This is a genomic window from Blautia sp. LMAG:36 (assembly GCF_008680535.1).
GTDB classification, from domain to species: Bacteria; Bacillota; Clostridia; order Lachnospirales; family Lachnospiraceae; genus Blautia_A; species Blautia_A fusiformis.
Window position 1 is genome coordinate 222,758 of record NZ_NALB01000007.1, and the last position, 23,708, is coordinate 246,465.

Below are 23,708 nucleotides of genomic sequence, written 5' to 3' on the forward strand. Positions count from 1 at the left end.
TAGATATCTCACCTGTCTACTTGACAAGGGGCATATCACTTTACGCTTCCCCGGCTGTTCTTATGCTAAAATTTAATAATTTTATCTTACTGCTGTGCAACAGTTCCGTCTGCTGCCTGGGCATCTGCTGTGCCATCCTGTGTGGCATCTGCAGTCTCACCCTGTGCTTCTGCTGTACTTCCCTCTGTAGCTGCCTGTGCATCATTATCCGTAGCTGCTGCCGCTGATGTTGCACTGTCTGCCTCCTCCTGGGAAACAGTCTCTCCGTCACGAACCTTCTTCATCATGGCCTCCGCCTTCTGAACGGTAGACTCATCCGGAATCATAACGTAAGCCTTCTGGCTCATAGAATACGGCTTCTGTGTGTCACCGGTACCATTTACACTGTAGCTTACGATGTTCCAGTCACCGCCGTTGTTCAACTGCTGCTGGAGCAGTCTGGCGATCTCCTCGTAGGAGATATTGGTCTCAAAGCATCCCTGGATGCTGGAAAGAACAGAAGAATAATTCTTCAGAAGCTCCGGTGAAAGAGCCTTGTTGATCACACCCTTGATCACTGCCATCTGGTTCTTGCCACGCTGACGGTCGCCCTCTTTAAAGGCATAACGCTCACGGCTGAATACCAGAGCCTGCTCACCGTTCAGGTAGTTCTCTCCCTGATTGAAGTGATATCCTGTCTCATTCTTGGAATCAAAGTCATAGTCAGAATAAACAGTAACTCCGCCAAGCGAATTGATCAGCTGCTCAAATCCCGCAAAGTTGATACGGAAATAATAGTTGATATCCTCATTATAAAGCATTCCCAGAGTATCCATACATACATTGATACCATAGATACCTGCATGTGTCAGCTTATCTCTCTGTCCGCCTGAAATAGAAAGCGGTACAAAATAATCACGAGGTGTGGAAACCAGAAGCACCTGTCTGGTAGCTGTATTTACCGTAGCAATGATATTGGAATCGCTTCGGCTCTTTGCAACAAGGCCGCTGCGGCTGTCGATACCACTGATAAAGATGGTATATACAGAACCGTCATTGGTACTCTCTTCAGCCTTCGCCTCTGTCTCCTGCGGTTCAATGGTCGTCTCCACCTTCTTCACGGTCAGCTCTTTGATCCTGGAAGAAATATCGGAATATCCATCCATCTCTTCAATAACACTTAAATATGCGCTGTTCAGCACGATCGCACCTGTCTGTCCGTTCAGAAGACCGTCAACCAGCTCTGTAAGTCCTGCATACTCCTGGACCTGCACAGTCTTGCCTGTCTCGGAATCCACTTCCTGGATAGCCTTGTCCGAATTGGCTCTGTCAAGATCTGTCAGCACACCATACACATAATCTGCTGTAGCCTCTATGGAATCTGCAGAATCATCTGCACGGACATAAATGCCGACCTCCGTAACCTCTGTGTTCACACCGGAAATCCCTGCCAGTGTGGAATGTGTCTTATAAACATACATACTTCCGAGAATGAATACTGCTGCAAAAACTGCTGCCAGGATCACTCCCACTACAAATCTTATCTTACCATCCGTACTCCATACAAGCGCTCCGACGATCACGATCAGGACCAGCATTACCAGTCCGATCACTGCAATGAACTTCGTCGGGATCACCTTCATATTCAGAAGCATGACCGCAAATACGATTGCTGTGATCAGAACCACAAGCGTCACGATCAGCCCTGGGATATGTTTTCCCATTTTTCTCATATGCAATCCTCCATTTTTGATGGTACAGAGAATATTACATATGGACACTCTCTGTACAGATTCAAATATCCTAATCATTTTACGCTTTTTTACTGATAAAAGCAAGAAATATCGTAAATCGCCAAATGCAAAAACAGTTCCGTGATATCATGATCCTTTTATGCTCTCACGATGTCACGGAACTGCCGCTAAAATGTTCCTTCTGTGAAATGAATCTCCTTATTCCACGGTAACACTCTTGGCAAGATTTCTCGGCTTATCCACATCCAGACCTTTATTTACACTGACATAGTAGCCCAGAAGCTGCAGCGGGATCACTGCCAGCGAAGTTGCAAAATGCGGATCTGTTTTCGGGATATAAACCGTAAAATCTGCAGTATCCTCGATATTATAGTTTCCAAACGTAGTAAGCCCCATCAGATACGCTCCACGGCTTCTGCACTCCACCATGTTGCTGACTGTTTTCTCATAAAGCTCCGGCTGTGTCAGGACACCGATCACAAGGGTGCCGTCCTCGATCAGGGAAATGGTGCCATGCTTCAGCTCGCCAGCCGCATACGCCTCAGAATGGATGTAGCTGATCTCCTTCATCTTAAGGCTGCCCTCAAGGCTGATGGCATAATCGATCCCTCTTCCGATAAAAAAGATATCCTTTGCATTGGCCTGCTTGGAGGCAAACCACTGAAGCCTTTCCTTATCCTCGATGATCCTGCCGATCTTGTCCGGAAGTGTCTTCAGTTCCTTAATGTAGGACTCACACTGCTCCTCTGAGATCTTTCCGCGGACCAGTGCCATCTGCAATGCCAGCACATAGGAAGCGATCAGCTGTGTACTGTACGCCTTGGTGGTAGCAACCGAGATCTCCGGTCCTGCAAGTGTGTAGAATACATGATCCGCCTCTCTTGCAATGGAAGAGCCGACCACATTGACGATAGCCAGTGTGCGGATCCCCTTCTCCTTACATTCCCGAAGCGCAGCCAGACTGTCCGCAGTCTCACCGGACTGACTGATGATCACTGCCAGGCCATCAGGATCCAGAAGCGGCTTCCGGTAACGGAACTCCGAAGCAAGCTCCACACGCACCGGAAGACCTGCAAGATCCTCGATCACATACTGTGCAGCCATTCCCACATGGTAAGCAGAGCCACAGGCCACGATATAAACCTGGCTGATGCTGCGGATCCTCTCATCATCCAGACCGATCTCTGTCAGATCCAGCTTGTCCTCCCGGATAACGGAATTCAGTGTATCTGCGACTGCTTTCGGCTGCTCATGGATCTCCTTCATCATGAAATGCTCAAAACCGGCTTTCTCCGCTGCCTCTGCATCCCACTCAATGATCTTAGGCTCCTTCTCGATCTCCTCGCCATCCAAATTGTAAAAAGTGATCTCACCCGGTTTTACACATGCCAGCTCCAGATTTCCGATATAATAAACATTTCTTGTATACTTCAGGATCGCAGGAACATCCGATGCGATATAGGATTCTCCATTCTCCACACCCAGGATCATAGGGCTGTCTTTTCTCGCTACAAAGATCTCTTCCGGATAATCACGGAACATCATTGCCAGCGCATAGGAACCACGGATACGCACCATGGCATGACGCACTGCCTCAACCGGAGATCCGCCGTATTTCTGGTAGTAATAATCCACCAGCTTCACAGCAACCTCCGTATCTGTGGAAGAATAAAAAGAATATCCCCTGCGGAGAAGCTTCTCCTTAAGCTCCTGGTAATTCTCGATAATGCCGTTATGCACAGCTGCCACATTTCCGTTATCACTGACATGAGGATGGGCATTGACCTCTGATGGTTCTCCGTGAGTTGCCCAGCGGGTATGACCGATCCCGCACATACCCGGAACAGATTCACCTGCGTTCGTTTTCTCCAGAAGGACCTTCAGACGGCCCTTCGCCTTAATGATCTCGATATCCTTTTCCCCGTCACGCACTGCGATGCCGGCGGAATCATATCCTCTGTATTCCAGTTTGGAAAGCCCGTCCAGAAGGATGGGTGCTGCCTGATGCCCGCCTGTAAAACCTACAATTCCACACATGATTTTTTTCTCCTCTTATTGCATTTTTATATTCTTCTGACTGCTCCGTTCTTCAGACACCTGCGGTCTGCATCCAGGACATCACTCTGCCACATGCCCCTTCTTACGGACGATCTCAACCACCTGGTCCACATATTTTCTGCAAAGCTCCTCACTCTCTGCCTCAACCATAACACGGAGCAGAGGTTCTGTGCCGGATTCTCTCACCAGGATCCTTCCGGTGTCTCCAAGCGCCTCAGCCACACGCTCTACTGCTGCCTGCACATCCACATCTGCCTGCGCTACTGCCTTGTCATGGACACGCACGTTCTCAAGAACCTGGGGATAGATCGCCAGATCAGCGGTAAGCTCACTGAGCTTTTTCTTCCTTGCCATTATAACTTCCATCATCTTCAGACTTGTAAGGATGCCATCCCCGGTAGATGCATACTTGGAAAAAATAATATGCCCGGACTGCTCACCACCAATACGGCAGCCATTCTGCATCATATATTCATAAACATATTTATCCCCTACTGCTGTCTTCGCATACTCGATATCAAGAGCATCAAAAGCCTTGTAAAGGCCAAAATTGGACATTACCGTGGTTACAACCGTATTGGTGAGAAGCTTTCCGCGCTCCTTCATGTAACGACCGTACACATAGAGGATCGCATCTCCGCTGACCACATTTCCCTTCTCATCCACACAGAGACAGCGGTCCGCATCTCCGTCGTAGGCAAAACCAACATCCAGCCCCTTCTCCACTACAAGCTTCTGAAGACCCTCGATATGGGTGGAACCGGCATTGTTATTGATATTGGTACCATCCGGCTCAGCATTGATCACATAAGTCTTCGCTCCCAGCGCATCAAAAACCGCCTTTGCGATATTCCATGCACTTCCGTTGGCACAGTCCAGACCAATCCTCATTCCCTTAAAGGAATATACTCCCAGGGAGATCAGATATCCTATGTAACGGTTCCGGCCTGCAGAATAATCCACCGTCCTGCCGATTTCACCGCCCTTTGTAAAAGGAATCTCACGCCATTTCTGTCCGAACAGCTGAAGACGGTCATCCAGATAATCCTCCACCAGCGCGATGATCTCCTCTTCCATCTTCTCACCCTGGCCATTAATCAGCTTGATCCCGTTATCATAATAGGGATTATGGCTGGCAGAGATCATAATACCACAGTCAAAGCCATCGGTACGGGCAACATAAGCCACAGACGGCGTTGTTGTCACGTGGAGAAGATAAGCATCCGCTCCGGACGCCACCAGTCCGCCAACCAGCGAATACTCAAACATATAGCTGGAACGTCGGGTATCCTTGCCGATCACGATCCTGGCCGCAGCCGTCTCCCCCGCTCTTCTGCGCAGCTCATTATAATACCATCCCAGAAAACGCCCGATCTTAAATGCATGATCCGCAGTCAACGAAACACCCGCTTCTCCACGGAAGCCATCTGTACCAAAATATTTTCCCATTTCTAGCTCTCCTTTGTATGTTAATATTTATAACTTATCTTATATATTGATGTGTCATACAGATTGATCAGAATTGTTCTTATCTTTCTGTATGAACATCAATAATATTATCTATATTTCCAGCAGATTTACAGCCTCTGAACAGCCACTTTACATCGCTTCTTACAAAAAGCAACTCCATACGCCAGAATATTATTTCTTCCTTCATTACGTAACCGTTCATCGTACCGCTTTTCTCTGATCTGTGCCAGCGCTCTTTCACATGCATTTTGCAGTCCTGAAAAAGTCTGAGAATACTTCAGCTCGATAACGATCCCGGCATCCGGATCTTCCGGTTCTGCCAGAATATCTGCAAAACCATCTCCAGATTCCGCATTAGACTGAACAAGCCAGTTTGGATTACTACGCAAAAGCCCCAACAAAAGTCCATGATAAAAAATTTCTTTTTCTTCATTTCGTCCTTTTGTATCAAAAATACTGATCGTATTTCCCAGAATCTTTGTAAGGCGTTCCTCAATCTCACCTGCATTCCCTTCTTTTATTGCTTTCAGCAGATTTTTCGTCGGCTCCGCCTCTTTCAGCACTGCGCGGTCAAACCATTCCTTTATCTGAAGCACATAAACTTCTCTTATCTCCCTGTTCGGAATGGTCAGACGATACACTCCCCGTTCGGTCTTCCCTGACTGTGTAAGATATCCTGTAGTAAATAATACACTCCAGAGATTATCCAGACTGTTATCGATTTCATCATAGGTCAACTCCATACGGACCGTTTTCTCAATAGACTCACCTGCGATCAGACGCTCTATCTCATCTCTTGTAGTCTTATCTGCCCTGTCAATAAATCTCCTTACCAGTTCATTCCCACTGGTATTGATCCAGTAAGACAGCGGCTCCGCATCCGGATTCCCACACAGACAATCTACATGATTGATCACATCCCATGGGCAGTACACATCCGTATTTCCAAAATGATATCCATCATACCATTCCTTTGTTTCGGAAAGATGATCCTCCATGCCATATGCTGTAAGCAATCTGCAGACCTCATCATCTGTGAAACCAAAATGCTCATCAAATCGATGGTCCGTGATCGAAAGCACTTTGAAGTTATTAAGTCCTGTAAAAATACTCTCTTTAGACACGCGAAGACACCCTGTTAATACTGCAAAATACAGAGAATCGTTAGTCTTAAGTGCCTGTCCGAACACACCACGTATCATGAGCACCATTTCTTTATAATATCCATGCTGAAAAGCCTTATCCAGAGGAACATCATATTCATCTATAAGAATGATCGTCTTCTGCCCATAATGCTTATGCAACAGCTGAGACAATATCTGCAACGCAGAAGAAAGAATATTTTCATCCATAGAATATCGGCCATTCTCCACAGAGATCAATGTACGATATATATCTTTATCCGTTTCTGTCAGTCTGTCACTCTCCAATAAAAACAGAAAACGACTGGCCTCTCTGCCTACCAGTTCTGTCAGCTGATAGCGTGCATTCTCAAAGGTAAGTCCATCAACATTCTTCAGCGATAAAAACACTACCGGAAATTTCCCCATATACTGTTCACACAGTTCTTGTTTCCGGGAAATATAAAGACCTTCAAACAGCGCTTCATCTGCCCCGATCTCGAAGAAACAACGAAGCATACTCATATTCAATGTTTTCCCAAAACGCCGAGGTCTCGTAAAAAGATTTACTTTCCCCCACTGATCGATCAGTTGTTCGATAAGCCTAGTCTTATCTACATAATAAAAATCCGCCTGACGAATTTCCTGAAAATTCTCAATTCCCACCGGTAGCTTCGGTCTCTTCATATTCCGCGTTCCACTCCCTTTCAATGCGAAAAATCATATACAAATATGCCAATCGCCACGTGATTCGTGCTTTCAGAGTAGCACAATACGCTCTTTTTGTCTATTGATTTATTTCGACTCCGTTCGACAAACATATCCGCTTTACCTGCGAAGCTCTGAAGCTTTTTCACAAAATCCTCTTTCCAAAAGCAATGAACTATGTTACCCTGAAAATGGATCAGATGATAAAATAACTCTGATCACATAACAAGATCGAAGGTGGTGAAACCTATGGGTACAAAGAATACCATCACCAAAGATTACATGGCTGACAACCCACAGAGAAGCAAAGCAATGGCCCTCCACATCCGGAGAATATCTCACCGGCTTCTACAAGGATGACCGGCTGATCCCGGTCATAACCACAGTCGTGTACTTCGGTTCCGACACCTGGAAAGCTCCCAGAAGCCTCCACGAAATGCTCTCTGTCCAGGACCCCGAAATTCTTTCCATGGTCCCGGATTACCGGATCAATCTCTTCTCACCCGCCGAGATAAAAGATGAAGAACTTGACAAACTCCAGAGCAATCTCAAAGAAGTCATGCTCTTCATCAAATACTCCAAAGATAAACGGAAGCTTCAGGAACTCACATCACAGACCCCTGGCTTCCGCTCACTCGAGCTCAAAGCAGCCCGAGTCATTGACTCCATAACCGGTATCAATTTACGTTTCACAGAAACAGAAGGGAGTGTTAATATGTGTCAGGCTGTTCAGGAAATGTGCGATGATGCACGCGCCGAAGGTCTATCCCAAGGTCACGCCCAAGGCCTTCAGGACCAGGCTTTGCTCACTGCACAACGCATGCTGCAGGATTCCAAGTTCTCACCTGAGGATATCAGCAGATTCTCAGGGGTGCCACTTGAGGATGTTCTGAAATTGCGGGAGAAATGATGATTTGAGAAAATGCTCAGGAAGCGTGAGGCTTCCTGGGCATTTTAAATTTCTTTAACATTCTCAGCCAACACCAGGAACCCAAAACAGCTCCCATCATACATCCAAACCCATTGTGGATAATATCATCAAACTCAAACAATCCTCGACAGGTGATCAACTGCAATAATTCTATCACAAACGATGTTCCCATTCCAATCACCAAACCTCTTTTCCAGTTGATTCTCTTATCTAAAGCAACTGGCAATAAACAGCCATACGGCATCAATAATATGCAATTTAGAATATTTTCCTTCAGCATCTCATTGTCATAATATACAAAAAATGCTTTCCAGGACCAGAATATGTGAAGTTCATATTGAGGATATGCCTGTGGAATGCGGGTAAAAACTGTAGATTCCAATACCGTCCAAATATATATATATATTGCGATATATGCCAGACTTTGTGAAAAACTAATTTTGTTACTTTTGTATGACTGTTTTATAATCCGGCTAAAACATAATAAAAATACGAAAAACCACCAAAACCCTGCTATTCCCCAACTGGGATTTTGTTTAGTAATTGTTTCATAAATATCCATTTTAATTCATAAATTATCTCTCAATCTCTGTAAAAGATATCTCTTGTATATACTCATTCTCTTTTATATCGTCCAGACATTTATCATATCTATTTGCAATAATTGCCTGGCTCTTTAAATACTTCAAGATCATTTACAACTTTGCTTCCCCAAAATGTCTCTCCGTCCTCTAATGTTGTCGCATAAATAATGTATATTCAATATGATAAATCCCATATTTTGAGTGTATCTTCTCTACTTATTGCATTTAATTTTGATGTACGTCTAATAATATCCATCATTTTTTTTATTTCCGTGCGTGTATATCCACCCTTTATCCATCGTATCTTTAGAATTTGTATTAAACTGAATTTCCATATATTCCATATAAATACAGAATAAAATTGTTTCATATCAACAATTCTATATGCATAATAACCTGCCATTTTTCCCGGTTGTATTCCGTTTTTATTACTCGTAGCGCTTACTTTATGATATACTAAGGTTTTATTTATACACTTTCCTTTAACATGATTTTTTTTCATTCTCCAACAGAAATTAAAATCTTCTTCTCCATGAAAGAAATCATCTGATAAAGTACCATACTTTTTTATCACTGAGGATCGTATAAATAATGCACACCCAGTAATAAATTCAGCATCAATAATATCTGGCATTTTTTTTAGTTCTTTTTCTGAATAATATTTTCTCAATCCCCATGGTCTGAGTTTCCCACCGCAATTCCATAATAACGTATGATCATAATAATTATCAATCCTACAACTTGCATAACCTATTGTTAAATCTTCATTTAACAAACAAATCATTTTTTCAATGAAATCCGGTTGCACTACTGTATCATTATTCAAAAGTAAAATATACGCATAATCTTCATAAATTGTCCGGATAACCTTATTATTTCCACCGGCAAATCCCGCATTATCATTTGACAGAATAAGAAGATTTCCTTTTACTTTATTTCTTTCAAATATATCATCTGAATATATGCTGAAGTCTTCTCTACTACTGATATATCTTTTTAGAATATCAGTTTCTTCTTTCCGGGAAGCATTATCAATAATATAAATATCATAATCAAAATTTGTTATTGTGTTATCCAAAGACTCAATACACTCAATCGTGTCAGATGAACCATTATAATTTAATAATATAATCGCTAAACTTTTCAAACTTGTCACTTCCTCCTCAGATACTCTAACCTGTCAAAGTATTTATTTATTTGTATTGTTAAAAATAAAGCTCATATTCTTTCTATTAAAAAATATGAATATTACAACTGCCATAGTATAAATTAATAGCCCTATTATTTGAGAAGGCAGTATGGTCGTAATCACAAATACTACAGTCATTATAATTTCACCAAAAAAGTTTCTTATATCAAATATATTTAGTGTCTTCATAACAACAAATTCTGATAAAACAGAACATATCATAATAGCAGTAACGATAGATACCAACAACATTTTTAGATCATTAACTATATAAGCACTGATAGAAAACATTAAAATGGCAATTCCTACTGAAATCAAATTGATAACAAACATCGTTTTTTCTTTTCTTAAAGCTTTCAAATAATTATTTGTTAATAAGCTTATTTTTGACGTAAAAATTATAATTGGCAATAATATTCCAAGATAGATCAAACTATTATCATATGATGGCAACCATTTTTTTAAAATCCAACATCCCGGATAATAGAATATTAATATCGTAATCAACAAAGGATTTATCGCTGCTCTTATTTTTTGATACAATCCTGGTAAATTTTGCTTATCTGTTCGTTTTAAAGAAGGAAACAGCACAACACTGATTGCTGTCACAAAAGTTAAAAATAGATTTGTAATACTAAAAGCAAACGAAACTTTTCCAAATGTGATTTTATCCCAATGCCACTGAATAATTAGTCTGGCACTTCCAGTCAGTAAAAATGAGCTCCAATTTGAAAGCATTAGCATGATGCCCGCAGAAACATTTCTTTTCGCTTCTTCAAGTGTATCTTTAATATTCAAGGAACTTCCAAAATACATTCCTTTGTTATTATGTACAGAAAATAAAATTCCAAATATATCACTACATAAATCTACTAAACAGAAATAATAAAAATTATGAAATCCAAGAAGTAACATTAAAATAGCACCAAAACCATAAAATATTCTATATCCAATAATCATTTCTGCATAATATTTTATACGATTAGTAATCTGAAATGAATATGATGTATAGGTAAACATAGTTCGTGTTACAATACCTATTGCAGTCATAATAAATACTACTCTCATTTCTGATTTACAAAACAAACTGGTAAAGACAATAGCAATTAAACAAAATACACTCGTCATTACTAATAAACATTTAAATTGTGAACGTATTCTTGTTTTATCTAATTCACCATAATCATATTGTGAATATCTTAATACAATTCCATCCAGCAATCCAAAATGCAGTATTCCAACATAACCAATATATAAAAGATATGTTTGCCATAAAGCGTACTGATATTCACTGATAAACTTGGGCAATATCAAATTCATGACAAAACTGACAACTAATGAAATTATTTGGGCAATAATCGACAATCCTATATTTCTTTTTATTTGACTGAAACTGACTTTTGAACTCATACTATCTCCTGATTATATATGGTAATGTCTAATTCTACACAGTGAAATCATATCCAAAAATACTGACAGTAAAAGCGGTAAAAAAACGCCAGACACTGAATAGAAATTGCAAAAAAATAGAAAGGCTATTATTGCAGTGGAATAGCAAAAGCTAAGATAAAACCTATTTTTACTTCTATATTGATAATAAAAATAATTTATTATAACAAAAATTACAGCTGTATAAAAAAGTGCTCCACTTATTCCAAGATTATAAACCGTTTCTCCAAGAAATCCTGCTACATTTGTTTTCGTTATATTATCCACCTGAAATATAAATGGGTAGATGGCACTGATATAATCATGATTTCCAAACAATGCTTTTCCTATATTTACTATTACTGTAAACGGTATTAAATCATCACCCTGTCCAGCATGCAGCATGGTATAATTATTGGCAGTTACAGATCCAAGCAAATAATAGAACATACGTCTAATAGCAAAATCCATCGTAGATTGATATTGGCCTGTCACTATTGGTATCACATAATAAAGAATCATAAAAGCACCAACAGCTGCTCCGATTAAAGGCAAAATAATTTTTATCAATTTCATTAAATTAGCTCGTCTATCTCTTTTTAAAACAAAATATAACAAAAAATAAGTTAAATTAATAAATATAACATATTTTCCTCCAAAAGCTACACTAATACCAAGTACTAAAATATTAAGAAGTAAAGCAAACATAATACGTATTCTTTTTCCAGTTTTAATTGAAAGATCCAGTGCTACCGGACCTAATATAAACGCAAATGAACTTAAATGTCCCAGAATTCCATCATTAAGTCCCTTAATTGATAAGCCATATGTCCTGTATAAAAGTAGAAACTGAATACCATATGCCGCAAATCCAATAAAAAATAATACTGTTACACTCGCATAATTTTTAAATCTGGTAGAGAACGAAAAGCTACAATGTGGCGTATTTCTATATAAATAACCTCCGCAAAAATCAATACAAAAAATAATTATAAAAAAGCTAAAAATAACCCTCAAGGCATGTGCATTTATCGGTATAAACGCATATACCTTACTAATAACAAGATTATTTAAATTAATAAGACAAGTATAAACTCCTCCAAAAATTGTTAATGGTGTTATCTGCTTCTCATAATTATGCATATCAATAACAATTAACAATATTATCAGTATATCAAATAAAAATAAATCCACACTGTACCTCCAATTTTTCACTGTAGTTTCAAATCAAAGTCGAAATACAGTACTTTTAATACTCCATTTTAATTATACTTTCTTCTCTTCCCACAGTTTTTCTATATCCAAACATCTCAACTTTCGTTCTTTCTTCTTTCAAAATATTTGAATAGATTTTCGAGAAATTCTCGTTTTCGATTTCATTGTTTATGATTCAAACACTCATCAATCCCTGTATTACTATTTGTTTTATTTCTGAAAACTTTCCTTTTCCAATAGTCCCAAAAGAAAAATTAGGATTTTTTAGCCAACTTGCAAATCAATACGACACGTTAAAATCCATATTATTGCAAATGGTTATAGTTCATACGTTCTATCTCTCAATGATATCTTCTTCTAATTTTACTGTATTATGATAACTAAATTTTCCTTGCTTTCTACATGGTACATTTTCAATTAATGTAGCATAAACACTTTTTAAATCGACCCTCTCAATTTCATTTTGAATTCTTTTAACATTACATAAATCGCCACATATTTCTCTGCAAACTTCAATGTCTGATGTGATAACTGGAATTCCATATTCCGCCAATTCACAAGTCATAACTCCCTGTGTATCTTCCCTTGTTAATAAGAGGCCACATCTGCTTTGATTGATATATTCCATAATATCATCGTGACTTAAAAATTTATCTATCCATGTGACATTTGATGGAACCTTATGAATTTTATAATATTTCCCACGACCTATGATTAAAAATTTATATTCAGGATATTTTATTGCAAGTTCATCTACGAGGTCGACACAATATTTTGAATCATCCATATAGCTTCGTATTGTAATAAAATCATACTTTTTATTTCCCTCGTATTTATATGAATTCTCTTCAAATACCTTTCCAACGCTGTTATTAATGATATGAACATGTCCCTTTAAATCATCATCGGAAAGTTTGACATATTTCTGAAATTCATTATGAAGCCAATTACTAACAAAAATGAATTCTGATTTATATGCGATTTTTTTGTAATACTTATGCCATAATGATAATTTAAACCGATCATAGCAGTTTTGTGCCTGAACTCTAATCCAACTATCTTTTTTCATGTAATCATAAGGTTTCGGATATACTTCATTAAGCATTACAACTTCATGACCATGAAAGAAAAATATCATATGCTCAAATCTATTATCATATTTTTTTAAAAATCGGTAATGATTTTTTATATTCGCCGCATGAGAAACAACTACATCATATTTTATATTTTTTTCTTTGTATGTATTCTCTGTAATAACTCTGATATTATCAATTACGTAATCGTCCACTGATGAAAAATTTAGAACTGTTACATCTATATTATGTTGAATGTAATATTTATTTCTGACATGCACATACATTAACGCCACACCGCCGTTATTATTCGGATAATCCTGAACTAATACCAATATTTTTTTCATTATCAAAGCATCCCTTAATATTTCTTTTCATATTTTTTCTATTTCACATCTCAAAAAAAACATATTCTAACACGCATACCGAAAATCTAATGGTGTTATCGTTTCAAGCTGACTTGCTTCATATCCAGTGAGAGGAAAACACGAGAAAAAGCTTCCTCAGCTAGAACTTAACATTGACGATTTTATTATACCTGAACATAAAATCTTAATGACACGGTTCCAAGATTATAAAATCAAGTCAGCTACTGAACAAATCTTAACTTTGCATATATTTAATTTTTTAGCTGCCACCACACCTTGGTCTTTTTCTCATGTCCTTAATAGAATAGATATCCTCTACTGTTCTTTTGCAGCCTTATCGCTCCTTCATCCGCTTTGCTGGAACACCTCCATATATTCCATATGGTTGGGTATTTTTAGTCACAACGGCGCCTGCACCAATAATACAACCCTTTGCAATTTCTACTCCTGGCATAATAATGACTCGTCGACCAATCCAACAATCATCACCAATAATAACTCTTTTTTCTTCAAAAGATCCTTGCTTAATCATAGGAATATCAGTTCTTGAATGCTCATGCCCTGATGTATAAATCAAAACCTCTGGTCCCATCATGACATCATTTCCTATTTCTACAGGACCATATATTTCACAATTAACTCCAATACTAGAATTCTTACCAATTGAAGCCTTTTTCCCAAATACAGCTCTACGTTCAATATTAGATGTATCGTCACATGCTACCATTATTTTCTTTCCAAAAAAATTGCGAAGCTTTCTTGCAATGTATAGATGTCTTGACTCTGATAACCATGATGCAAAAATTAAATATGCAATATACCATCCACCGTAGTTTTCTCTAAAACCACTCATAAATACGCCTAACTCCTAATCTAATTATTATAATCTCCACCATCTCATTCCAGATGCTTTCAATTCATCTATTTTATAGAGTCCCTTAACATCAAGTAATACCTTCTCAGCATCCGCAGATTTTCTAAATAATCCCTTAATATCTGAAAGACTCATTGCTTTAAACTCATTATGTGCAACTGCTACAATTACACAATCCGCATCTCTTGCCTCAGCCATAGATTTAAGTTCCACACCATATTCACGTAAAGCATCGCTTTCGTTCGCCCACGGATCAATAACTACAGGGGTAATATCATAGGTTTTTAACTGTTTGATTATATCATCCACTTTACTATTTCTAGTATCCGGGCAGTTTTCCTTAAAAGTAAGACCAAGAATTACAACTTTAGAATCACGCGGTGCTTGTCCTGCTGCAATCATTTGTTTTACAGCTGCATTTGCAATATATGCGCCCATACTATCGTTTACAATACGCCCATTAAGAATAATCTGGCTATGATAACCCAATTTTTCTGCTTCATATGTGAAATAATATGGATCAACCCCAATGCAATGACCACCAACAAGTCCAGGTCTAAATCCCAATGCATTCCATTTTGTATTCATACCATTAACAACTTCATTTGTATCAATCCCCATACGATCAAAAACCATTGCCAACTCATTCATGAATGCAATATTTATATCTCTCTGACTATTTTCAACAACTTTAACCGCTTCAGCTGTCTTAATATTAGATACAGGATGTGTTCCAACTTCAATCACTAAATCATATATATTTTTTATTTCTTTAAGTGATTCTTCATCCATTCCAGAAACTATTTTATGTATATTTTCAAGACGATGTACTTTATCCCCTGGATTGATTCTTTCAGGAGAATATCCTACTTTAAAATCAACCCCACATTTCATTCCTGATTCTTTTTCAAGAATCGGAATACATACATCCTCAGTACATCCAGGATAAACAGTAGATTCATATACAACTATAGCACCTCTTGTTAAATTTCTTCCTACAATCTCTGAAGCTCCGATAACTGGAGTTAAGTCCGGAGTATGGTCAGTGTTTACCGGAGTAGGAACTGCAACAATAATGAATTTTGCTTCTCGAATTTTAGTTTCATCTGCTGTAAATTCAACTGTAGTATTTTTTATCCCTTCATTGCCAACTTCATTAGTTGGATCAACACCATTTTTATATAATTTTATTTTTTCTGCATTAAGATCATACCCAATGACATTTACCTTTTTCGCAAAAGCAACTGCAATTGGCATACCAACATAACCTAATCCTACTAATGCAATTTTTTCTTCACGATTAACGATTTTTTCATACAATGACATAATATTTTTCTCCTCACTTATTTGAATTCTTTAGACAATAACTTTATAATTCCTCTTATAGATCCCACACCATATGTAATATGAAAAACTGGGAATAGAATAAATAGTAATAAAAATTCTCTTCCACCATCTGCTTGTTTAATTGAAAAATATATATCTAAAATTAAATACAATACAATTTCAACTCCAAACAAATAAAGAACAGGCTTAATAAGCAAACTCAAAATTGGTAAAAGAATCAATGACAACAAAAATGCTAGCGGTATAAAGTGTCTAATGCCCATCGAACCAGGACATAATTTCATTGTAATCACATTCCACATACCGTTCTTTTGAGCCATATCTATAATTCCTTTTATGCTATCTCTACAGTAATACGATAAATGAATATCATTTGCTAAATATATCTTTCCACCATTTTTTCTTATTCGATAATTCATCTCATTATCTTGATTTCTTGTCAATCTTTCGTCGTAGCCGCCATATTTTTCAAATACTTCTCGTCTAAAAGCTCCAAAAGGGACAGTATCTACATAACCACTTTCTCCATTTGTACGAAATTGGGAATTACCAACGCCAAATTTACTTGATAACATTTTTGCGATTGCATTCCCAACAATCCCTCTACTTTTAGTTTCAGCAATTCCTCCGACATTATCAGCATTAGTAGTATTTAAATAATATACACATTTAGAAATATAATTTTTCGAGTAATCTGCATGAGCATCTAATCTAATAATATATTTTCCCTTTGCATTGCCAATTCCGATATTCATAGCATATGGAACCGTTTTATTAGGGTTATCATACACCTTAATCAACGTTGGATATTTTTCGATATACTGTTGAATCAATTGTTTAGTATTATCACTAGACATTCCATCAACAAAAATCCATTCCATTAAATTCTGTGAATAATCCTGTTGCAACAAAGAATCAATACAATTTACAATATATTTTTCTTCGTTATATACAGGCATTACAATAGAAACAAAAACCTCATCCATATTATTTCTCCAAATCCTTTCCCAAAACTGCTCCAACAGTCCAAAGCATCGTAATAATGTCCGACACAAAATTGAACTTTCTAATACTTTCTAAATTATATTTCATCTTTTCCGGCAGTACCGTCTCAACATACACATAATCTACATCATCTGCTGCATCCAAAAGCTTCGCTTCATCTTTATAACGAATACTAGCTTCACTGGTTATCCCCGCTGGCAATAGAAGTGTAGCTAGCATTTCATTACTATATTTTTCTACATACTTGGTTGCCTCAGGTCTTGTCCCTACAAAGCTCATATTTCCCTTTAACACATCAAAAACCTGCGGTAGTTCATCTAACCGATAATCACGAATTCTGGATCCTACTCTAGTAATTCGTAAATCACCGCCTACTGTTACAGAAGATCCGATTTTATCAGCATTGTTAACCATAGTACGGAATTTATGTATTCTAAATTTTTTTCCATATCTAGTTACACGCTCCTGACGATAAAAAACAGGTCCTTTTGAATCCATTTTTATCATCACTGCAATAATCAACATAGGTATAGACAGGAGAATCAACAGGATAACCCCCACTACAATATCAAAGATTCTCTTCAGAACTAAACTTCCTTTCTTTCGTGATAAAATATCATAGTATACCTTTACTTCATCACATTTCATAAATTCCGGAAGATCATCCCATTTTTTCAAAATCATTAATTATTTCTCCTAATTATTTGCAATATATTCCTTCACAATCCCACAAAACATCTCACACACATACTCCACTTCCTCATCCGTCAATTTCGTATGCAGCGGCAATGTGATCTCATTTTTAAATCGCTTATAAGCATTCGGGTAATCCTTAATATCAAATCCCATATTTTTATAAGCAGTCATCATTGGCAGTGGTTTGTAATGTACGTTGCAGGCAACACCTTTTTCTGCCATTTTGACGATGATCTCGTGTCTCTGCTCCAGAGTGATTCCCGGAATTCTGGTGATGTATAGGTGTCCGGAGGACTGATGCTCTTCGTTGTAATGATCCAGTACTTCAATGTCAAGTGGTTTAAATACTGCATCATATCTGCTGATGATTTCTTTTCTTCTTGCAAGCAAAGCTTTATACCGTTTCATCTGCGCCAGTCCGATCCCGGCAACTACATCAGTCATATTGCATTTAAACCAAGGTCCGATGATGTCATACTCCCAGGCGCCAAGCTGTGTTTTGGCAAGGGCATCCTTTGACTGACCATGAAGTGATAACAGCTGATACTGATGATAGATTTCTTCATTATCGATTCCCTCAATATCTCTCCATGCCACAGCGCCGCCTTCCGCTGTCGTAAAGTTTTTCACTGCATGGAAGCTGAAGTTTGAAAAATCCGCAATGCTGCCCACGGGTTTTCCATGCCAGGTCGCACCAAATGCATGGGCTGCATCTGCCATTACGATGACTCTTCCGATTGCTTCCTGAAGCTTATTGGCTGGATGGAAAAGCTTCTTTTTCTCTTCTACGATAGAGAAGATCCTGTCATAGTCGCATGGCACTCCGCCAAGATCCACCGGAATGATCACTTTTGTTTTTTCTGTAATAGCTTCTGCCAGCTTGTTATAATCCATTTCCAGAGAATCTTCCTGGGTATCAATAAGAACCAGCTTTGCCCCGACATGACACACCACCGATGCACTTGCGGTATAGGTATAAGCGCAAGTGATCACTTCATCGCCTTCGTGAATTCCCAGAAGACGAAGTGTCATTTCCGCACATGCAGTCTGAGAATTCAGGCATACAGCTCTGTTGGTGCCGCATAAATCCGCAACTTCTCTTTCCAGTTCTTTTGTTTTCGGTCCTGTTGTGATCCATCCGGATCTTAAAGCTTCTGCTACCTGTTCGATTTCTGCCTCTGTAATATCTGGCGGTGAAAATGAGATTTTCATTTTTTCAACACTCCTTCGTTTTCGTATATATGTAAATTATTGACCAGTTATCAATTCTTCTCCGCAGCCATAGCCGCCTCACTCATCAGCTCCTCATACACCTTCTTATGCAGCTTCAGGTCGGAATCCGCAGAGTGATAGGTCGGTACGATCGCGGCTACGATGTCTCGGATCTTTTCACTGTTGGCGTAGCCGTATGCTGCCAGGACTTCCAGCTGTTTGAAGAATTCCTGTACGTCCATTTCGATGGGTTTGCCGATGTGGATGAGGTCGTTTGGAGTTTTCTCCATGCCTTCTTCGGCCATCAGCTTTTCTTCGTAAAGCTTTTCGCCTGGGCGGAGACCGGTGTAGGTGACTTTGATGTCTACATCCGGGGTGTAGCCGGAAAGCTTGATCAGGTTTCGGGCAAGGGTGTCGATCTTTACCGGGGCTCCCATGTCCAGGACGAAGATCTCGCCGCCTTTGGCGTAGGTTCCTGCCTGGAGGACAAGGCTTACGGCCTCCGGGATAGTCATAAAGTAGCGGATGATGTCCGGATGTGTGACGGTGACAGGGCCGCCTTTTTCGATCTGGCGCTTGAACAGCGGGATCACACTTCCGTTGCTGCCGAGAACGTTTCCGAATCGTACAGCTACGAATTCTGTGCCGGTTCCTGTTTTCGATGTATGGTTTGCACTTACATATGCCTGACCTTCGTTGTCGTGAAGTACATCCAGGGTATCCTTTCTGTGTCCGCCAAGTCGTGGCAGCCAGTCGGTGTGTCCATTGTGGCTGACCATGTTCATGCTCTGGACTACCATTTCGCAGAGTCGTTTGCTGGCGCCCATGATGTTGGTCGGGTTTACGGCCTTGTCGGTACTGATCAGCACAAATCGCTGACAGCCGTTCATCATTGCCGCATATGCAGTTTTATAGGTTCCTACCACATTGTTCTTGATCGCCTCACAGGGGCTGTTTTCCATCAGCGGTACATGTTTATGTGCGGCTGCATGATATACGATCTCCGGCTTATAGGTTTCAAATACCCAGTTGATCCTTTTGCTGTCACGGACGGAGCCGATCAGTACCTTCAGGTTCAGGTTCGGATAACTGGCCTTCAGCTCCTGCTCAATGTCGTAAGCGTTATTTTCATAAATGTCGAAGATCACCAGAAGCTCCGGCTCATGACCTGCGATCTGACGGCAGAGCTCGCTTCCGATGGAACCGCCGCCTCCTGTTACCAGGATCCTTTTGCCCTTCAGATACTGAAAGATCTCGGACATGTTGACTTTGATGGTGTCTCGTCCGAGAAGATCCTCCACTGCTACTTTTTTCATCTTGCTCAGGGATACTTCTCCGTTTACAAGCTGATATACACCAGGAAGCTGCTTCAGCTCGCAGCCGGTTTCCTTGCAGATGTTCAGGATATCCCGCTTCTGATGCGGTGTTGCCGTCGGGATCGCAAGAAGGATCTGATTGATATGATACTTGTCCACATTGAGAAAAATATCGTCTCTTCCGCCTACCACCGGAACGCCTTCCATGTATCTTCCCCATTTATTCGGATTGTCATCGATCAGGCAGCGTACTCTGGAATTGGTTTCCTTTGCATTCTGAAGCTCCCGGACAATGGTCCTTCCCGCTTCTCCTGCACCGATGATCATCACGTTTTTGCTCCGCTCCTCACGCTCGCTCTTTTCTCTGCGGTTCCGCTCAAGAAGTACAAAACGATAGGAGAAACGTACGCCTACAGTCAGGAAAAACTGCATCATGATACCGATCAGATAATAGGAAGCCGGCATCCGTCCCCAGAAGATCGTGATACCCACAATATGCAGAACGCCAGTGATCACAGTTGCTACCGTGATCTTGATCAGCTCATGGAAGCTTGCGAAACGCCATACACTGTTATACAGATGCATGCATCCGAACACTGCCAGGATGATAATGGTATAGATTGGTGCAAAACTCCTCCATGCGTCAAAATAGTCTGTGGGGATCGAGGAATACCGAAAATCGAATCTCACCAGCAGCGCCATAAAATAAGAAAAATTAACAGCTATCATGTCATAGATGATCAGATATATCGCAATTACTTTCCAATGTTCTAACTTCTTCATACTTCCTCCGGTCTGTCTTACTGTTTCTGCATAATCCCTGATGTATTCTTCCTGCTCTTTGTCTTCTGTCTGCTTTTCCCTGGGACTTTGTTTTGCCAGTGCCAGAAGCAGGACCGAGAACGCAAGAAGTAATACGATCAGCATGATCAATAAAATCTGCATTTTTACTTCCTCTTTTATATTTATAACTTATCTAATTTATTTTTATCCCCGGACTGCGTCTCCGCAGCCCGGGTCATTATATTCGAATCTCAATATGTATGGATCATTTGGCGCCGCTTCCGCGGAAAACGACCATAACTGTCTTAACCAGGATCTCTATATCCAGCTTCAGACACCATTCGGCAATGTACTTTGTGTCAAGCTCTACGACTTCCTCGAAATCCGTAATATCACTTCGACCGCTTACCTGCCACATACCGGTAAGTCCCGGCTTGATGGCCAGACGTTTGCGATGGTGAAGCTCATACTTCTCCCACTCATCCATTGTCGGCGGTCTGGTTCCTACAAGACTCATATCTCCTTTCAGAATATTCCAGAACTGTGGAAATTCATCCAGGGATGTCTTTCGGATAAAATGTCCTACTCCTTTGATGATTCGTGGATCATCATCCATTTTGAACATCATTCCATCTTTTATGTTATTCTGTTTCATCAGTTCTTTTTTGCGTTCTTCTGCATCCATATACATGGAGCGGAATTTATAGATCTTGAACGGACGACCGTTCTTTCCCATGCGGACCTGTGAGAAAAATGCAGGACCCGGAGATTTGATCTTGATGGCCGGAACCAGAAAGATCGCTGCGATCCCTGTAAAAAGACAACCTACCAGACCGCCTGCGATATCCATAGCTCGTTTCACAAACATCTGGCGCGGTGTCACAATGTGGATACTGCTGGAAAGCACAGTGTATCCGCCAAGCTCCTCCACCACCTGGTTCTTGCCAAGGGATTTCATAGTTGCCAGTCTCATATGGATGACAACTCCCATTGCAGAGCAATCCTTGATCATCTGCTCCGGGATCGGAATTTCCTTAGGCACTGCAAAAAATACTTCATCAATCCAGTTCTTATGGATATAGGAGATCATATCCTCCCTCCCGGCTACTACCGGTACTCCACAGACGGATGCACCCTTCTTGTCACAATCCATAAAGACGATTCCTGCCAGATGATAGGTTCCGTAATTATTCTTGCGGATGGTTTCCACCACATTGTCTGCATTTTCACTGACTGTAACGATCAGCAGGGATCGCTTCTCGCTTTCTTCGTATCTGTGATCCTTCAGGAATTTCTTCAGTGCCTGTCTGCCGCAGTAGCTGAAGCAGATATAAAGCACATAGCTGATCAGCAGGATCATTCTGGAATAATTGTTTCCAATTCTTAAAAGAAACATATATGCCAGGACCAGAAGGCAGACCAGTGTACACTGTTCAAAGGTTTTCTTCAGTTCCACCAGCATTCCTCTTCGCAGAACTCCGCTGAAGCTTTCATTAAAAAATGTGACCATCAGCTGGATAAGAAACATCACCACTGCCACATTTCGATACAGCTCTGTCTCGTATGGCTGACCGATCCCGTTTCGGATCCAGTATGCAAGTACAAATGCAAGCTGCAGACACAACATATCACAAATCGTAAAATCTGCATGTTTTACCCAGCTGCTGTTTTCTTTTTGATACATATTCTTTTCTACGCCTTCCCTCGCTTACATTTTTTGTTGCATTTATCCCCTCTCCGGTATCTCAGGCACCTGGAGAGGGGATGATATTTATTTCACGACAATGGTAAGTACGGCTCCGTTGGAGCTGTTTCCACTGTTGTCTACTACATAATATGTAAGCTCGTAAGTTCCCGGTGCAGCTGTATTTACATCACCGGTGATCTGGATTCTTTTGAAAAGATCACTGGTTGACTCTGTATCATCCTGGATATCCTTTACATAGCTTAATTTATCCAGCGTAGTTCCTACCGGTACCTCTACGTAATAGGTAGTCAGATACATCTTCGGGTCCTGCGGAGAAAGCTGCTCGATCTTGTCTTCCTGTGTCTTCTGCGCCTGTTCCTCCGGAGTCAGTTCTCCTTCTGCGGAATCTCCGCTTTCAGCATCTGTGCTGTCTGCTTCTGTCCCATCCTGCATATCTGTCTCTTCTGCAGGCTCTGTGGTGTCTGTGGAATCTCCGTCCTCTGCGAGACCGTCATTATCGATCAGTCCCAGCTGCGGATTTTCGGCACTGCCGTCCTGAGCTTCCATGGTAAATTCTTTTTTTGTTACATTGTTGTTTTTGTCCTTTGCAACAAAGATAACAGAAACCTGTTTTCCGTCATTCTTCGGATATATGGTTTCTACAGTAAGAGACTCTGTAACATCTCCATCTCTGTCATCCTGTGCCTTTACATCCTTCAGAAGATCCTCTTCTGTCATATCGGATGTATAATTCGTATCTTTTCCCTCTTCAAATGTGATCTTCGGTCCTTCATTATCCTCGGAGCTCTTCATGTATACTACACCAGCTCCCATACCAAGGCAGATGACCACTAATAAAAACACAAAAAATTTCTTCATATTTTTGCTGCTCCTGGCCTTTCCCAACACT

The 23,708-nt window shown here is 40.0% G+C and carries 18 protein-coding genes and 1 pseudogene; 1 reads left to right on the top strand and 18 read right to left on the bottom strand.

Translation table 11 applies throughout. From position 1 onward, the window contains the following. Positions 1 to 86: 86 nt before the first annotated feature. The 4 genes from CCC17_RS10540 to CCC17_RS10555 form a co-directional block, all read right to left on the bottom strand. Positions 87 to 1,712 (bottom strand): LCP family glycopolymer transferase, encoded by a 1,626-nt coding sequence (locus tag CCC17_RS10540; RefSeq protein WP_287083045.1) that lies wholly within the window; start codon positions 1,710 to 1,712, stop codon positions 87 to 89. A gap of 219 nt (positions 1,713 to 1,931) precedes the next feature. After that, entirely contained in the window at positions 1,932 to 3,770 is a 1,839-nt protein-coding gene (gene glmS, locus CCC17_RS10545) for a glutamine--fructose-6-phosphate transaminase (isomerizing) (RefSeq protein ID WP_287083046.1), read from the bottom strand. A gap of 81 nt (positions 3,771 to 3,851) precedes the next feature. Next, entirely contained in the window at positions 3,852 to 5,240 is a 1,389-nt protein-coding gene (gene glmM / locus CCC17_RS10550; RefSeq protein ID WP_287083048.1) for a phosphoglucosamine mutase, read from the bottom strand. 128 nt (positions 5,241 to 5,368) lie between these two features. Beyond that, a complete protein-coding gene (locus CCC17_RS10555) occupies positions 5,369 to 7,069 on the bottom strand; it encodes an AAA family ATPase (RefSeq protein ID WP_173741471.1) in 1,701 nt (566 codons plus the stop codon). Positions 7,070 to 7,478: 409 nt separating this feature from the next. On the opposite strand from CCC17_RS10555, the gene CCC17_RS10560 reads away from it, so the two are divergent. Beyond that, complete coding sequence (locus CCC17_RS10560) at positions 7,479 to 8,000, top strand: hypothetical protein (RefSeq protein WP_287083049.1); 522 nt, start codon at positions 7,479 to 7,481, stop codon at positions 7,998 to 8,000. 16 nt (positions 8,001 to 8,016) lie between these two features. Here the strand turns inward: CCC17_RS10560 and CCC17_RS10565 are convergent, their stop codons facing one another. From CCC17_RS10565 to CCC17_RS10630, 14 genes and pseudogenes are all read right to left on the bottom strand, one after another. Further along, the gene (locus CCC17_RS10565) at positions 8,017 to 8,583 is read right to left on the bottom strand and encodes a VanZ family protein (protein ID WP_287083050.1); all 567 of its coding nucleotides are present in this window, start codon (positions 8,581 to 8,583) and stop codon (positions 8,017 to 8,019) included. A gap of 20 nt (positions 8,584 to 8,603) precedes the next feature. Then, positions 8,604 to 8,774 (bottom strand): annotated as a pseudogene (locus CCC17_RS15080) (UDP-glucose 6-dehydrogenase); the annotation flags it as partial. Positions 8,775 to 8,780: 6 nt separating this feature from the next. Continuing rightward, on the bottom strand, positions 8,781 to 9,752 hold the full coding sequence (locus tag CCC17_RS10575; protein WP_287083052.1) for a glycosyltransferase: 972 nt from the start codon (positions 9,750 to 9,752) through the stop codon (positions 8,781 to 8,783). A 42-nt stretch (positions 9,753 to 9,794) separates the two neighbouring features. Next, the gene (locus tag CCC17_RS10580) at positions 9,795 to 11,204 is read right to left on the bottom strand and encodes a lipopolysaccharide biosynthesis protein (RefSeq protein ID WP_287083054.1); all 1,410 of its coding nucleotides are present in this window, start codon (positions 11,202 to 11,204) and stop codon (positions 9,795 to 9,797) included. A gap of 12 nt (positions 11,205 to 11,216) precedes the next feature. After that, entirely contained in the window at positions 11,217 to 12,416 is a 1,200-nt protein-coding gene (locus tag CCC17_RS10585) for an O-antigen polymerase (RefSeq protein WP_287083055.1), read from the bottom strand. Positions 12,417 to 12,771: 355 nt separating this feature from the next. Then, positions 12,772 to 13,857: a glycosyltransferase gene (locus CCC17_RS10590; RefSeq protein WP_287083057.1), complete on the bottom strand. Its 1,086-nt coding sequence runs from the start codon at positions 13,855 to 13,857 to the stop codon at positions 12,772 to 12,774. A 355-nt stretch (positions 13,858 to 14,212) separates the two neighbouring features. Beyond that, positions 14,213 to 14,731: an acyltransferase gene (locus CCC17_RS10595; RefSeq protein WP_287083058.1), complete on the bottom strand. Its 519-nt coding sequence runs from the start codon at positions 14,729 to 14,731 to the stop codon at positions 14,213 to 14,215. A 27-nt stretch (positions 14,732 to 14,758) separates the two neighbouring features. Then, positions 14,759 to 16,078, bottom strand: a complete 1,320-nt coding sequence (locus tag CCC17_RS10600) for a nucleotide sugar dehydrogenase (protein ID WP_287083060.1) — start codon at positions 16,076 to 16,078, stop codon at positions 14,759 to 14,761. A 17-nt stretch (positions 16,079 to 16,095) separates the two neighbouring features. Beyond that, entirely contained in the window at positions 16,096 to 17,085 is a 990-nt protein-coding gene (locus tag CCC17_RS10605; protein WP_287083061.1) for a glycosyltransferase family 2 protein, read from the bottom strand. Position 17,086: 1 nt separating this feature from the next. After that, on the bottom strand, positions 17,087 to 17,788 hold the full coding sequence (locus CCC17_RS10610) for a sugar transferase (protein WP_287083062.1): 702 nt from the start codon (positions 17,786 to 17,788) through the stop codon (positions 17,087 to 17,089). Positions 17,789 to 17,800: 12 nt separating this feature from the next. Next, positions 17,801 to 19,012, bottom strand: a complete 1,212-nt coding sequence (locus tag CCC17_RS10615) for a DegT/DnrJ/EryC1/StrS family aminotransferase (RefSeq protein ID WP_287083064.1) — start codon at positions 19,010 to 19,012, stop codon at positions 17,801 to 17,803. A 50-nt stretch (positions 19,013 to 19,062) separates the two neighbouring features. Next, positions 19,063 to 21,111 (bottom strand): polysaccharide biosynthesis protein, encoded by a 2,049-nt coding sequence (locus tag CCC17_RS10620; RefSeq protein WP_334296237.1) that lies wholly within the window; start codon positions 21,109 to 21,111, stop codon positions 19,063 to 19,065. Between the two features lie 265 nt (positions 21,112 to 21,376). Then, positions 21,377 to 22,795 carry a sugar transferase gene (locus tag CCC17_RS10625; RefSeq protein WP_287083066.1) on the bottom strand — a complete coding sequence of 473 codons (1,419 nt, stop codon included), beginning with the start codon at positions 22,793 to 22,795 and terminating at the stop codon, positions 21,377 to 21,379. 87 nt (positions 22,796 to 22,882) lie between these two features. Further along, positions 22,883 to 23,677, bottom strand: coding sequence for an immunoglobulin-like domain-containing protein (locus tag CCC17_RS10630; protein WP_287083068.1), 795 nt, complete (start codon positions 23,675 to 23,677; stop codon positions 22,883 to 22,885). Between the last annotated feature and the right edge of the window lie 31 nt (positions 23,678 to 23,708).

Coding starts and splice junctions, on each gene's coding strand:
- CCC17_RS10565 (WP_287083050.1), bottom strand. CDS start 8,583: ATGGATATTTATGAAACAATTACTAAACAAAATCCCAGTTGGGGAATA.
- CCC17_RS10620 (WP_334296237.1), bottom strand. CDS start 21,111: ATGAAGAAGTTAGAACATTGGAAAGTAATTGCGATATATCTGATCATC.
- CCC17_RS10580 (WP_287083054.1), bottom strand. CDS start 11,204: ATGAGTTCAAAAGTCAGTTTCAGTCAAATAAAAAGAAATATAGGATTG.
- glmS (WP_287083046.1), bottom strand. CDS start 3,770: ATGTGTGGAATTGTAGGTTTTACAGGCGGGCATCAGGCAGCACCCATC.
- CCC17_RS10615 (WP_287083064.1), bottom strand. CDS start 19,012: ATGAAAATCTCATTTTCACCGCCAGATATTACAGAGGCAGAAATCGAA.
- CCC17_RS10630 (WP_287083068.1), bottom strand. CDS start 23,677: ATGAAGAAATTTTTTGTGTTTTTATTAGTGGTCATCTGCCTTGGTATG.
- CCC17_RS10595 (WP_287083058.1), bottom strand. CDS start 14,731: ATGAGTGGTTTTAGAGAAAACTACGGTGGATGGTATATTGCATATTTA.
- CCC17_RS10600 (WP_287083060.1), bottom strand. CDS start 16,078: ATGTCATTGTATGAAAAAATCGTTAATCGTGAAGAAAAAATTGCATTA.
- CCC17_RS10605 (WP_287083061.1), bottom strand. CDS start 17,085: ATGGATGAGGTTTTTGTTTCTATTGTAATGCCTGTATATAACGAAGAA.
- CCC17_RS10610 (WP_287083062.1), bottom strand. CDS start 17,788: ATGATTTTGAAAAAATGGGATGATCTTCCGGAATTTATGAAATGTGAT.
- CCC17_RS10540 (WP_287083045.1), bottom strand. CDS start 1,712: ATGAGAAAAATGGGAAAACATATCCCAGGGCTGATCGTGACGCTTGTG.
- CCC17_RS10555 (WP_173741471.1), bottom strand. CDS start 7,069: ATGAAGAGACCGAAGCTACCGGTGGGAATTGAGAATTTTCAGGAAATT.
- glmM (WP_287083048.1), bottom strand. CDS start 5,240: ATGGGAAAATATTTTGGTACAGATGGCTTCCGTGGAGAAGCGGGTGTT.
- CCC17_RS10590 (WP_287083057.1), bottom strand. CDS start 13,857: ATGAAAAAAATATTGGTATTAGTTCAGGATTATCCGAATAATAACGGC.
- CCC17_RS10625 (WP_287083066.1), bottom strand. CDS start 22,795: ATGTATCAAAAAGAAAACAGCAGCTGGGTAAAACATGCAGATTTTACG.